General features: G+C 60.4%; 9 protein-coding genes. 2 read left to right on the forward strand and 7 right to left on the reverse strand.

Annotated features, from left to right (window positions below; genetic code table 11):
• The first annotated feature begins 148 nt into the window (after window positions 1–148).
• The gene (gcvPA, locus tag ACOBR2_RS17405; RefSeq protein WP_420237370.1) at window positions 149–1,495 is read left to right on the forward strand and encodes an aminomethyl-transferring glycine dehydrogenase subunit GcvPA; all 1,347 of its coding nucleotides are present in this window, start codon (window positions 149–151) and stop codon (window positions 1,493–1,495) included.
• Complete coding sequence (gene gcvPB / locus ACOBR2_RS17410) at window positions 1,496–2,998, forward strand: aminomethyl-transferring glycine dehydrogenase subunit GcvPB (RefSeq protein WP_420237371.1); 1,503 nt, start codon at window positions 1,496–1,498, stop codon at window positions 2,996–2,998.
• A 126-nt stretch (window positions 2,999–3,124) separates the two neighbouring features.
• On the opposite strand, the gene ACOBR2_RS17415 is transcribed toward gcvPB, so the two are convergent.
• From ACOBR2_RS17415 to ACOBR2_RS17445, 7 genes are all read right to left on the reverse strand, one after another.
• On the reverse strand, window positions 3,125–4,156 hold the full coding sequence (locus ACOBR2_RS17415; RefSeq protein ID WP_420237372.1) for an AI-2E family transporter: 1,032 nt from the start codon (window positions 4,154–4,156) through the stop codon (window positions 3,125–3,127).
• 165 nt (window positions 4,157–4,321) lie between these two features.
• Entirely contained in the window at window positions 4,322–6,295 is a 1,974-nt protein-coding gene (locus tag ACOBR2_RS17420; protein WP_420237373.1) for a DUF4914 family protein, read from the reverse strand.
• Between the two features lie 348 nt (window positions 6,296–6,643).
• A complete protein-coding gene (gene infB, locus ACOBR2_RS17425; RefSeq protein WP_420237374.1) occupies window positions 6,644–9,970 on the reverse strand; it encodes a translation initiation factor IF-2 in 3,327 nt (1,108 codons plus the stop codon).
• A 114-nt stretch (window positions 9,971–10,084) separates the two neighbouring features.
• The gene (nusA, locus tag ACOBR2_RS17430; RefSeq protein ID WP_420237375.1) at window positions 10,085–11,623 is read right to left on the reverse strand and encodes a transcription termination factor NusA; all 1,539 of its coding nucleotides are present in this window, start codon (window positions 11,621–11,623) and stop codon (window positions 10,085–10,087) included.
• 106 nt (window positions 11,624–11,729) lie between these two features.
• Window positions 11,730–12,341 (reverse strand): ribosome maturation factor RimP, encoded by a 612-nt coding sequence (rimP, locus tag ACOBR2_RS17435; protein WP_420237376.1) that lies wholly within the window; start codon window positions 12,339–12,341, stop codon window positions 11,730–11,732.
• 298 nt (window positions 12,342–12,639) lie between these two features.
• Window positions 12,640–12,936, reverse strand: coding sequence for a hypothetical protein (locus ACOBR2_RS17440; RefSeq protein WP_420237377.1), 297 nt, complete (start codon window positions 12,934–12,936; stop codon window positions 12,640–12,642).
• Entirely contained in the window at window positions 12,923–13,234 is a 312-nt protein-coding gene (locus ACOBR2_RS17445) for a BrnT family toxin (protein ID WP_420237378.1), read from the reverse strand. Before ACOBR2_RS17445 ends, ACOBR2_RS17440 begins: the two co-directional genes overlap by 14 nt.
• Window positions 13,235–13,313: the final 79 nt, after the last annotated feature.

Below are 13,313 nucleotides of genomic sequence, written 5' to 3' on the forward strand. Positions count from 1 at the left end.
CCTCTAGCTTCTAGCTTTTTCGTGTCCGCACAGATGAATTGCGTTCTGCCCCCGCTCGCAACGCATGGACACATCGTCGAGAAACTTCTCGAGCTAAAAGCTAGTGGCTAGAAGCTAGGAGCTGATCCCCAGGAGCACCCAGTCACTCATGCGTTACCTGCCAAAATCCCCTTCTGAGCGCGAGCAGATGCTCGCCACTATTGGCGCAAGCTCCATTGATGCGCTCTTTGAAGTGATTCCCGCCGAGCACCGTCTCACCGGCGATCTGGCCCTTCCCGAGGCCATGGCCGAAAGCGAGATCATTGAGTTCTTCCGCGCCGCTGGCGCCAAGAACGCCACCGACTACGCCAGCTTTCTGGGCGCGGGCGCTTATCGCCACTACCGTCCGGTGCTGATCGACACCATCGTGCAGCGCGGCGAGTTCCTCACCAGCTACACCCCCTATCAGGCCGAGATCACCCAGGGAACCCTGCAGGCCATCTTTGAGTTCCAGAGCATGATTGCCGAGCTGACCGGCATGGACGTGGCCAACGCCAGCATGTACGACGGTTCGACCGGCGCGGCCGAGTCCCTGCTGATGGCCATGCGCGTCACCGGCCGGCACAAGGCCGTGGTGGCTGCCAGCGTGCATCCCGAGCACCGCGAAGTGGTGGACACCTATCTGCGCTGCCGCGAACTGCCCACCGCCGTGGTTGGCTATGACGCCAGCACCGGCCGCATTGACCTGAGCGCACTGGCCGCCAGCGTGACCGAAGAAACCGCCGCTGTGCTGGTGCAGAGCCCCAACTTCTTCGGCGTTGTGGAAGACATTCCGGCCATCGCCCAGATCGCACACGCCAAGGGCGCTCTGCTGGTCGTCTCCATTGCCGAAGCGCTTTCGCTCGGCGTGGTCAAGCCTCCGGTGGAAGCCGACATCGTCTCCATGGAAGCACAGTCCTTCGGCGTGGCCATCAGCTACGGCGGACCCGGCTGCGGCGTAATTGCAGCCAAGGAAAAGTACGTTCGTCAGATCCCCGGCCGCTTGGTTGGTCAGACCGTCGACAAGAACGGCAACCGTGGCTTCGTGCTCACGCTGGCCACCCGCGAGCAACACATCCGCCGCGAAAAGGCCACCTCGAACATCTGCTCCAATCAGGCTCTGGTGGCGCTCATGGCCACTATCTTCCTGGCCATCTACGGCAAGGAAGGCATCAAGGAGCTGGCCGAGCAAAATCTGGCCAAGGCGCATTACGCTGCCAACGCCCTGGCCGCCGCGCCCGGTGCCAAGCTGCTCTTTGGTGGTTCGCCCCGCTTCAACGAATTCGTGCTGCAGACCGACGAAGCTCCGGAAGCATGGAGCGAGCGCCTGCTCAACAACAAGATCGTGGGCGGCATTGACCTGGGCCGCTGGTATCCCGAGCTGAAGGGCGCAACCCTGTGGTGCGCAACCGAAGTCAACACCCGCGTGCAGATCGACGCGGCAGCGGCTGTTCTGGCTGCGCAGGAGGTTGCATAAATGGCGAATGAATTGAATGCAGTTGGCAAGGTTCGTCCCCACCAGACGCAGAACGAAGCGCTGCTCTTCGAGCAGTCCGCGCCGGGCAAAAAGGCTTACAAACTGGCCGCGCTCGATGTTCCCGCTGTTGACGCCAAGGCCCTGCTGGGCGAAAGCTACCGCGCGGAAAGCGCACAGCTCCCCGAGCTGAGCGAGATCGAGATTCTGCGCCACTTCACACGGCTCTCCACCTGGAACTACGCCATCGATCTGGGCATGTATCCGCTGGGTTCCTGCACCATGAAGTACAACCCGCGCGTCAACGAGTTCGTGGCTCGTACCGAGGGCCTCGCGGAAGCGCACCCCTACCGTCCTGACTCTTTGGCGCAGGGCGCGCTGGAAGTCGTTGACCTGCTCTCGCGTTCGCTCATCGAGATCACCGGCATGGACGCCATCACCCTGCAGCCGGCCGCCGGTGCGCATGGTGAGTTCACCGGCATTCTGCTGGTGCGCGCCTGGCATGAGTCCAAGGGCAACGCCCGCAAGAAGATCATCATCCCTGACTCGGCGCACGGCACCAATCCGGCCACGGCCGCCATCTGCGGCTACGCGGTCGAAAACCTGAAGTCCAACCCCGAGGGCGGCATCGACCTTGAGGCCCTGGCCAAGCAGGTGGATGAAGACACCGCCGCGCTGATGATCACCAATCCCTCGACCATTGGCGTCTTCGAAAGCCAGATCGCCAAGATCGCGGAGATTCTGCACGCCAAGGGTGCTCTGCTCTACATGGATGGCGCCAACATGAACGCTCTGGTCGGCAAGGCGCGGCCCGGCGACTTCGGCGTGGACGTGATGCACCTGAACCTGCACAAGACCTTCAGCACGCCTCATGGCGGCGGCGGTCCGGGCTCGGGTCCGGTGGCCTGCAAGGCATTTCTGGAGCCTTTTTTACCGACACCTGTCCTAGTCCGAAACGAGAACGGTGCGAAGCACTGGAACTACAACCGTCCGCAGTCCGTGGGCCGGGTACGCGCCTTCTACGGCAATTTTGGCGTGTGCATCCGCGCGCTCGCCTACATTCTGGCCAACGGACCCGACGGCCTGCGCCAGACCACCGAAGACGCCGTGCTGAACGCCAACTATCTGCGCGCCAAGCTCGAAGACCTCTATGAGATGCCCTACAAGACGGCATCCATGCACGAGGTGGTCTTCAGCGACAAGCGGCAGAAGGCCCACGGCATCTCCACCGGCGACATTGCCAAGCGCCTCATCGACTACGGCTTCCACCCCTACACGGTGAGCTTCCCGATGATCGTGTCCGGCGCGCTGATGATTGAGCCCACCGAGAGCGAATCGCTTGAGGAGCTGAATCTGTTTGTCGACGCCATGCGGGCCATCGCGCAGGAGACGGAAACGGATCCTGAACTCATCAAGAATGCGCCCCACTCCACGCGCATTGCACGTCTGGACGAAGTGCAGGCTGCCCGCAAGCCCATTCTGCGCTGGAAACCGGCAGCGAAGTAGGACAGAACCGCTTAGAGAATTTTCGGAATTACTGTAGACCGAAAGCAAGATGCAAGGTGCCTTTTTCCTCAAGAAAAAGGCACCTTGCAAGCCCCTTAAAAAGTCTACATGTATTCCGAAAATGCTCTAAGCGGCAGGTGCTGGCTCTCTGTGAATGAGGTACTCCTCAACGAGCACGGAGACCAGCACTGCCGTGGGCACCGAAACCATGGCGCCCACCACGCCCGCCAGACTGGAACCAATCAGCAACGCGACCAGAATCGCCAGGCCGGGCAGGCCGACGGTGTTCTTCATGATGCGCGGAATCAGCACCGAGTTCTCCAACTGCAGATAGAGAAGATAAAAAATGGCGATGCCAAGCACGCGTCCCCAGCTATCAATGGCAGCCACCAGCATGGCAAGCACGATGCAGATGGCTGCGCCCAGCACCGGAATAATGTTGAGAGTACCGGTCAGAACGCCCAGCGCATAGGCGTAGCGCAGACCGAGCGAAGCATACACCAGCGTGCTGACCACGCCCAGAATCACCATCAGACTGAACTGCCCCACCAGCCACTTGCCCATGCGCACCTCGGCCACCCGCAGCGTGCGGTCAAGGCGGGCGCGCCCCTGAGCCGGGCAAAGCGATAGGAACCACCGGTAGGCCGTATTGCCTTCCAGCAGAAAATAGACGATCAGAATGACGCTCATCGCCAGATCGAACAGGTCACCCGCCCAGCCGGTGAGCGAGGCCACCAGCAGACCGGCAGCTTTGCCGCCCAGGTCCTGCACCTTGACGCTAAGCGCGGCTCCGTCGATGTGATTGGCGTAGGGTAGTCCTTTAAGGCGGTCAAGCAGCGCAGGCACGCGAACCGGCGCGGCGGCGGCAAAATCCTGCAGATCGCGGATCACCGGCGGCAGCGCCAGCGCCATGAAGACGAGCACCGCGGCCAGCAACAGCACCAGCAGTAAAAAGATGGCTCCGCTTTTGAAGGGACGCCAGCCACGGATGGAAAAGCGACCAATGGCACCCACCACCGGCGTCAGAACAACAGCAAACAATGCGCTGACGTAGAGCTGCACCAGCACGGAACGTAGCAACCAGCCGACATAGCAGGCCAGCGCCAGCGCAAAGGCGAAGACGATCTCTCCGCGAAGTGAACGAGTCTGCTCGGGCATGGACATCTGCGGGGGACCTCTGTAGGGAGGGTAACGGCCAGTCGCGCGAAGTGCAAATGCGCGCCGCGCGGCAGTGAATACCGGGTCTGCGCTTTTTCTGATTCGTGCAGGAAAAAAGGGCGCGGCCGAAGCCACGCCCCCCTTGTGTGTCAGGATTGCCGCGCCTTACAGGCTGTCTTCGCGGAAGAGCGGGTGCGGAATCAGGCGGCGGTAATCCTCCTGATGCGCGCCATCCAGGCAGGCCTCGATGATCTGCTTGCCCAGCGGATCGAGGTCCGGCACCAGGAACTGCTTCAGCTCCTTGGCGAAGAACTCCTTCCACTGGCGAGCGCCCTCGTTGTAGACTTCGACGCCGCCCTGAATCTGTTCCTCCACACGGAGGAAGATGCGGGGAATCATCGAGCCTTCCACACGCAGCTGGCTCGGGATGTAGCCGAGCAGCGGCAGGGTAGCCTCTTCCAGCTGGTCGCGGCCGAACTTGGCGCTGCCACGGCGGGCCAGATACTCACGCACAATCCACTCCGCCATGAAGCCCACCTTCCAGGCACCAATGTGCTGGTTCGGGATAAGCACGTGACGCGTGTCGGGCGTCTCCAGAATCTGCTTCAGCAGCAGGTTGGCCTGATCGACGCGGCGGCCAGTGGCAAAGGCCCAGTAAGAACCTACGCCCTCCGACTGCATTTCCTTGGTCTTCTGGGTCTGGATGCTGGGGTTGCCGTGGCCACGCGGAGCCACCAAACGCCACAACCAGGCCAATGCCGGGCTAAGCACATGCATCATGGCCAGAATGCCGTACAACTGGCTGTCCTTGTGCGTGGGAGGACAACGCACACCAAAGCTGCGCACATCCACACGCTGCGGTCCCAGCAGAATATCATCCCGTACCCGGCGGGGCAGAATCACGCGGGGATTCGGACAAAGTTTGCCCGGAGCGTCTTCCACATGCTCCCAGGTCAGGCAGGTGCCACCCGGAACAATGTAGTGATTCAGGAAGGTAAGCGGCTCGGGCGGATCGATGCACAGGCGCTCGATGTTGGGCGCGGTGCCGTAGTGCTGAATGTGATCCACGCGCACAAACCAGCCATCCTCGGCGTCGGCAATGGTCAGTCGACCGCCCTTCTGGAAGCTGGGGTGGGCGCAGGCCATATCGTCGGCGATGGGCAGCAGGTGGCAGGATTCGGGCAGGTTCAGCGTACGCTGCTCGTGCGTCACCACATTGGTGCCAATCAGCAGACGGCCATCATCCATGCGATGGATGTGCTCGGTCATCTCGCTCTTGCCGCCACCCGAAGCACCTTCGTGCATAATCACGATCTGGTTTTCGTACGGCGTCACCACGGCCACGGCCGCGCAGTGGTTGGTCACCCAGCCCTCGCGCTCGCCGCGATCCAGCAGCATGGAGTAAACACCCTTTTTGGCCGAAGGACCCGGATAGAGGTTGTAGGCAAAAACCTCCTGATGGGTTTCCTTGCGGTCGTGCACCACCACCTGACGGCCTTCAAAGTGGGTGTGACGGAACGGGGGAGCCACAAACAGCACGCCGCCGTTCACGCGGAAGCCCTCGGGAACCTGGCTGCGCGGAATCATGCCCTGCAAGTCGGCCAGAGCCGCGGCAAAAAACGCTGCCTGACGGGGCACAATCAACAGACCGCCGTAGCCCAGCGCATCCGCGCCGCAATAAAACGGCATGGCCACCAGTTCCTGGGTCTTGAGCCAGTCGAGCGTAGCCTGACGGGTGGCGGCAAAGCTCTCGCCAAAGCGCTGCTGATACGTGGGCTTGTCGGTGGGCAGATCGTCGCCGATCACCATCGCATCGGGATCGCGGCGGCGCATGGCCGGATCGGGAAAGTTGATGGCCAGACCGTTGCGGGCCTTGGTAATCACTGCCTCGGTAACGCGCCCCTTGTTCGAAGTCTGAAAGACTGCCTCATACACGCCGTGATCTTCACGGTTGCCCAGGGTCCAGTCGGTTTCGCCGGTAGTTCGGCCCAGAGCCCAGTCCATCAGCTGCTGGCGGGTTTCTGGCGTCTGCACCAGCGGTGCTGCGCTCAAAACCTCTTTGACCGACTCGGGCAATTCCATCTCTGCCCAGTTTGTCTGAAAATCGACAAATGTCCCGTTCACCTTCACGGCGTCCATCAGCTCTTCTCGCTTTCGTCTTGTTTGGGGAAGAAATGCGTCGGCTCCAAAGTTGAAGCCAGGAAAGACGCAATTTCTTGATCTCATCTCCTATGATACTTGGCGCTGCGTGGTATCCGATCCCAACAGGAGGGAAAATGAGAGGTTTCTAGACAATTTCGTCGCCGATTCCCGGAGTTGCCCTCAACTTCACTCCTTTTTTCAGGAAGAACAATTCAGAAAACTACTATTAAAACGCCTTTTATAGACTTTTCTGCTCTTCCAGCCCGCTCCATGCACTTTTCCTCCCCCAAAAGAAAAACCGCGGCTCTTGCGAGCCGCAGTTTTTTTCTTGGTTCTGGTTGAGTGTTATGCCTTGGCCGAGGTCAGCGCGCCCAGATCGGCGGCCAGCTTCTCGGTGGTGAAGGCCTCGAAAACGTCGCCTTCCTTCAGTTCGTTGCCAAAGCCGGAGATGCCGATACCGCACTCCATGCCGTTGGTAACTTCCTTGGCATCGTCCTTGAAGCGCTTCAAGCTGACAACCTTGCCCTTGAAGACTTCCACGCCATCGCGCATCACCTTGACTTCGCAGTCGCGGCGGATGACGCCTTCCTTCACGCTGCAACCGGCAATGGTGCCGATCTTCGGGATGTGGAAGACGTTGAGCACCTGTGCGCGACCAAGGAAGTTCTCCTTGAAGACCGGCTCAAGCAAGCCAAGCATCGCCTTGCGAATCTCGTCCTGCAACTCGTAGATGATCGAGTGCAGACGAATTTCGACGCTCTCCTGCTGTGCCAGTTCCGCGGCCTTGCGCTCGGGGCGCACATTGAAGCCGATGACGATGGCATTGGAAGCAGTCGCCAGAAGGATGTCGCTCTCGGTAATGGAACCCACACCGGAACGAATTACCTTGATGCGCACCTTTTCGGTGGACATGTTGGTCAGCGAATCGGCCAGCACTTCGACCGAGCCGGTAACGTCGCCCTTGATGATGAGAGCCAGATCCTTGACGCCGGCCATACGAATCTGTTCGGCCAGGTTCTCAAGCGAGACGCGGCTGCTCTTGGCCAGCTGCGCTTCGCGCTCCTTCATCTTGCGATAGGTGGCAATGCCCTTGGCCTTGTCACGATCCGCAACCACCAGGAAGGTATCACCCGAGTCAGGAATCGACTCGAGGCCGAGCACTTCAACCGGGGTCGAAGGACCGGCTTCGGTAATGGCGCGACCACGATCGTCGAACATGGCGCGGACCTTACCGAAAGTGTTACCCACAATGTAGCTGTCGTTCAGCTTCAGGGTACCGTCCTGGACGAGCACCGAGGCAACCGCGCCACGGCCACGATCCAGCTTGGCTTCAATGACCGAACCGACGGCCTTGCGGCCCGGCGTAGCCTTGGGAGCCTTGATGTCGCTAACCAGACAGATCATTTCCAGCAGCAGATCAAGGTTGAGGCGCTTCTTGGCCGAGAGTTCGACAAATACTGTCGCGCTCTCACCGCCGCCTGCCCACTCTTCGGGAATCAGGCCGCGATCGGCAAGCTGCTTCTTCACCCGATCCGGATTGGCTTCAGGCTTGTCGATCTTGTTGACTGCCACAATGATCGGCACACCAGCCGCCTTGGCGTGATCCACGGCTTCGAGCGTCTGCGGCATCACGCCGTCATCGGCAGCAACAACGATGACAACAATGTCGGTAACCTTGGCGCCACGGGCACGCATGCGGGTAAAGGCTTCGTGACCCGGCGTATCCAGGAAGACGATCTCGCGGCCCGAAGCCGGCGAACCTTCCTTGGTGAACTTCACCTTGTATGCGCCGATGTGCTGAGTAATGCCGCCGGCTTCGCCCGACGCAACGTCGGTTTCGCGGATGGCATCGAGCAGGCTGGTCTTACCATGGTCAACGTGACCCATGACAGTGACCACAGGGGCACGCGCCACTTCAACAACATTGGTGTTGTCGACGTCGAGCACCTCTTCGATGGCCTCGTTCTCCAGCTCTTCTTCGTAGCTGATCACGGCCGTGCCCACGCCAAAGCGGGCAGACAGATCCTTGATCATCTCAGCGTCAAGCGACTGGTTCACGGTGACCATCACGCCCCGCATCAGCAGGGTGGCGATCAGATCCTTGGCGCGAATATCCAGCTTCTCGGCCAGATCCTTCACGCTGATTCCTTCAGTGACCGTGATTTCACGGGTGATGGGCAACGGCTCGTTGCTGAAGTGTGCTCCACCAAAACGTGGCGGCGGCACAAAGCCCTTCATCGGGCCTTCCTTGGTCTTCGGGTACTGGTTCTGACCACGGCCACGGCCACGCGAAGGTGCGCGCTGCGGGCGCGGTGCTTCGCCCGCAGGCGGTGCGCCACCGGCGCCAGGACGAGGACCACCGAAACCACCGGGGCGAGCGCCAAAGCCAGGACGAGCGCCGAAACCGGGACGAGCGCCAGGACCACCAGGACCGCCGGGACCACCCTGCCCAGGGAATCCGGGACGGGTGGGATGCTTGGGACGAGGACCGCCCGGGAACTGGCCAGGAGCGCCACCGGGGCGCGGCTGGAATCCGCCCGGCCCCGAAGGCCGACGGTCAAAGATGGGACGACCACGCTGAATCATGTTGCCGGTGGGCTGATTGCCCGGAGTGTTGACAACCGGCGGCGGCGGCGGCGCCTTGTAAACGGGACGAGGGCCGGTCTGCGGCATGACTACGCGACGAGCCGGGGCTCCCGGAGCAGGCCGGATCAGCGGCGACGACGCCGAATGCACCGGAGCAAACTGCACACCAGAGATGTGCCGTTCCCCAGGTCTGACTGCTGCCGGAGCGGCAGGAGCCGCGGGAACAGCAGGCTTTTCCGCCACCACGGCGGCGGGCTTTTCTTCAATTGCAACCGCAGCAGCCACGGGTTTTTCCTCCGGAGCAGCAGTTTTTTCAGCGACCACAGCCGCAGAATTTTCCGCAACGGTAGGAACCACGGGAACTGCCTGCTCAATGGGCTTTTCCGCCACCACGACGGCTGACTTTTCTTCCGTTGCAGCGGGAACCGCAGGCTTGACCACCGGCGGAACTGCGGCAACTGCCGGCTTTTCAACCGGACGAGACTGCTCTTCCCTGACCGGGGCAACCGCCACGGCAGGTTTTTCTACAGGCTTGGCAGGGGCAACCACTACGACCGGACGAGCCGGTACGCTTGCCACAACGGCGGGCTTGGCCACTACGGGACCAGCAGGGGGACGCGAGGCAATCGCCGGCGTCGATGACGGATGATGTGTGATATTCGGTCCTGTGCGCGGCTGCGGAACTACAACCTTACGCGGAGCCTGCGGCTGCGCTGCCACTCCCGCGGGGCGCGCCGTGACTGCCGGCGGAGGCGTGGCCACCACCGTAGCCTTCGGCTGCGGATGGGGCTGTCCCTGGCGGGACTCTTCTTCCTTCTTGGCCAGAATGGCCTTCAACACGTCTCCGGGCTTGGAGATGTGCGAGAGGTCGATCTTGGGCGCTGCCTGCCCGGGGCGCGACGAGCCACCATGATGCTGGTTGCCGCCTTGCTGAAAGTGCGTGCGCACCTTATCGACTTCATCTGCTTCAAGCGAGCTGGAGTGGGTCTTGCCTACTGCCAGGCCAAGTTCCCCCAGAACGTCAAGAACCTGTTTGCTCTTGACTTCCAGTTCGCGTGCAAGATCGTTGATTCGAACCTTACTCATCCGCCTCTTTTCAATGATGCTGTCCAGAACCTTCAACTAACCATAGTTTCCTCGAAGGTCCGGATACTGCTCAAACTACATTCAACCAGGGTTTGGCCACAAAGAGGACGCATCTTAAGCGTCCTGCTCCGGGGTCGACTGCTCTTCCACTGCTTCGTCTTTCATCTCTGCCCGAGCTTCGTCCGCTTCGGGTGCATCCTCAACGGCTTCTTCTTCAGAAGCGTCAAGAACGGCATCGGCCTTTTCAGCCGCGATGCCTTCAATTTCTTCCAGAACTTCTGCAGCGTTCTCGGCCTCGGCTTCGGCGTTGTCCACCACCGCGTCCGCTATCTCCAGAGCGCCGCCTTCTTCGCCAGCCTTGACATCGTCTTCGCTCTCTTCGAAGTGTCCGAAGTAGTGGCGTACGGCAGCCGAAATCTTTTCAAGCGTCTTTTCGCCAATGCCCGGAATCTCTTCCAGCTGCTCCGGCGTCATATCGGCCAGCGATTCCACCGTGGTGATACCGGCGGCAACCAGCTTCTGGATGATCGTCTCGCCCAACTCCGTTACCTGCTCAATCGGCGTATTGGGGCCGCCCGTGAGGGCCTGCATCTGCTGCTCGACTTCCTGGCGCTTCTCTTCTTCGCTCTTGATGTCGATCTTCCAGCCCAACAGCTTGGCCGCCAGACGGACGTTCTGGCCCTTCTTGCCAATGGCCAGTGAAAGCTGCGTGTCGTCCACGATCACTTCCAGCTGCTTTTCACCGAGGTCGAGGATCGAAACCCGGCTGACCTTGGCCGGCTGCAGTGCCTTCTCGGCAAAGGTCGTAATCTCTTCCGAGAACTCGATGATGTCGATCTTTTCTCCGCGCAGCTCGCGGATGATCGACTGCACACGCATGCCCTTCATGCCCACGCATGCGCCCACCGGATCCACATCCTTGTCGCGCGACTGCACGGCAATCTTGGTGCGCTCGCCGGCTTCACGGGCAATGGCCCGAATGGCCACAGTGTTGTCATAAATCTCGGGCACTTCCGACTGGAAGAGGTTCTGCACCAGCTCCGGAGCGGCACGGCTGACAATCACCTGCGGGCCCTTGGCCGCGCGGTCCACCCGCAACAGAACCACACGCACCCGCTCACCCACGGTGAACTGCTCCAGACGCGACTGCTCGCGCTTGGGGCAACGGGCTTCGGCCTTGCCAATGTCGAATACAACATCCTGTCCCTCAACCCGCTTGACGGTGGCGTTCAGCACTTCCTTCTCGCGGTGGGCGTATTCCTGGAAAACCGTGTCGCGCTCGGCTTCACGCACCTTCTGGAAGATCACCTGCTTGGCCAGCTGGGCGGCAATGCGGCCGAGCGGCGTGGTGTCTTTGTAGATGCGGATCTCGCTGCCCACTTCCACACCCGGAGCCATCTCTTCGGCTTCTTCGAGCGTGATCTGGTTGATCGGGTCCTCGATCTGGTCGGCATCGGCTACCACGGTCTTGTACACATAGGCCGTGATCTCACCGGTTTCCCGGTTGAGCTCGCCGCGCATGTTCTCCTGCGTTTTATAGAACTTGCGTGTAGCCAGGGCGATAGCTTCTTCGACGGCGCCAACAATAATGGCCGAGTCAATGCCTTTTTCCTGGCTGAGGAGCTCGATGGTCTGATACAAAGCGCTGGACATACTGGGTTAGCTCTCTTTTGTTTGCTCGGCCTGCTCTTGGGCGGCCGGAAAATTCGTTCGCACGGCGGGGTTCTCTGTCTCAGCCCACGCCCTGACCGCGAAAGGTTTAAATCTCCGGCACCAGGTTGGCCTTCTCGACGTTCGGAAAGGCGATTTCTACCGTGGTGATGCCGGCCTTGCGGCTCTTGCTGTTCTGCCGGACCGCGTTCAGGTCCAGCGTGAGGTTCTCGCCGTCAACGGCCATCAAACGGCCCTGCCAGTGGCGGTTGTTGCGAATCGGCTCATAGGTCTGAAGCTTGACCAGGGCCCCCACAAAACGCTGAAAATCTTCAATCGTGCGCAGTTTGCGGTCCAGGCCGGGCGAACTCACCTCAAGCGTATACGCATCGCCGGGCACCAGCTCTTCCACGTCCAAAACCATGCTGAGGTCGCGGCTGAAGTTCGTGCAATCCTCGTGCGTCGTACAGGAGAGCTGCTCCACACTGAGCGAGCCTTCCCGCAGCCGCTCGGGCAGATCATCCGAGCCCGCTTCGATCTGCGCCTTGAATTGGGCGCGTCCCTCGGCGTTTTTTTCGAGGAAAACGCGCAAGGTACGTTCCTTCGCCGGGCCGGCGAACTCCAAGTCCACCACGTCGAGCCCGTGACTGGAGGCGACCCGAATAGCCACTGCGCGAATTTCTTCCAGCTTGAAAGCCATGCGTCCTTTACTGCCAACCACCTGATTCTAAGGATCTTTGCGCTGGATCACTTGCCAGGGAGGGAGGGCCTGCGGGGGTCATATTCACCCCCCTTGCAGTTCGCTGCAAAGAAAAAGTGGGCTATGAGCCCACTCATCTCTCCGCCAACCGGTGCGCACACGGTATTGACAGGCGGACAAACGCGTCTGCATGGTCAGAATACCGCGAAATGGGAATGAATACAACGAAAAAGCAAGAAAGAATACGCGTTTTCAGAACCTGCTGGAACTACCAGACGCGCCGTACGCAAGCGAATCCAACTGTGCGTCAGGACTCAGTTCAGGCTGGCCGACACAACGCCTCGCCCAGCACCGCGGCAATCACTTCCTCTTGTACGCCATGGCGACGCATTGCATCTTCCATCCCTGCCAGTTCTGGCCGGTTCAAGCGGACAAGGTCCTTGCGCAGTCCCTGGCCAATGTAGGCGCGGATCAGAGGTTGATAGCCGGAAAAACCCAACTTGGGGGCCGTCTCCTTGAGGTCTTCGATCACATCTTCGGGCACACGGATGCTGATGGTCGTCATCGGACGTTCACGACGCAACCGCTGCTCAAGCATCTCTTCAGTCGTTTTCATACACCCTCCGTTCGCCACGCGTGGCAGGACGTGCAGAGATCATGCGAATCACACCCGCCTCGCGAACTGCATGGACGACAAACAATAGCGTCCAATCCTCCGCCAGACCGAGAACGGCCTCGCGGACTTCCTCGTCGGCCGTAGCATCCACTAAACAGACAAAAGGATCGAAGAAAACTTCACAGGCCTGCTCAAAACGAATCCCGTGCTTGGCCTGATTGGACAATGCCTTCTCAACGTCCCACCGAAACCTCTGGCCGGAGAAGGTAAAAAACACGTCCATGGCAACAACGTACATCTAATGTATATACGAATGTCAAGAAAATTGACGCGCTCTCAATCCGCACTTGCTTCCATAAGTACATTGGTGGAATTTG

The sequence above is a fragment of the Telmatobacter bradus genome, from assembly GCF_048629425.1.
Taxonomy (GTDB): domain Bacteria; phylum Acidobacteriota; class Terriglobia; order Terriglobales; family Acidobacteriaceae; genus Telmatobacter; species Telmatobacter bradus.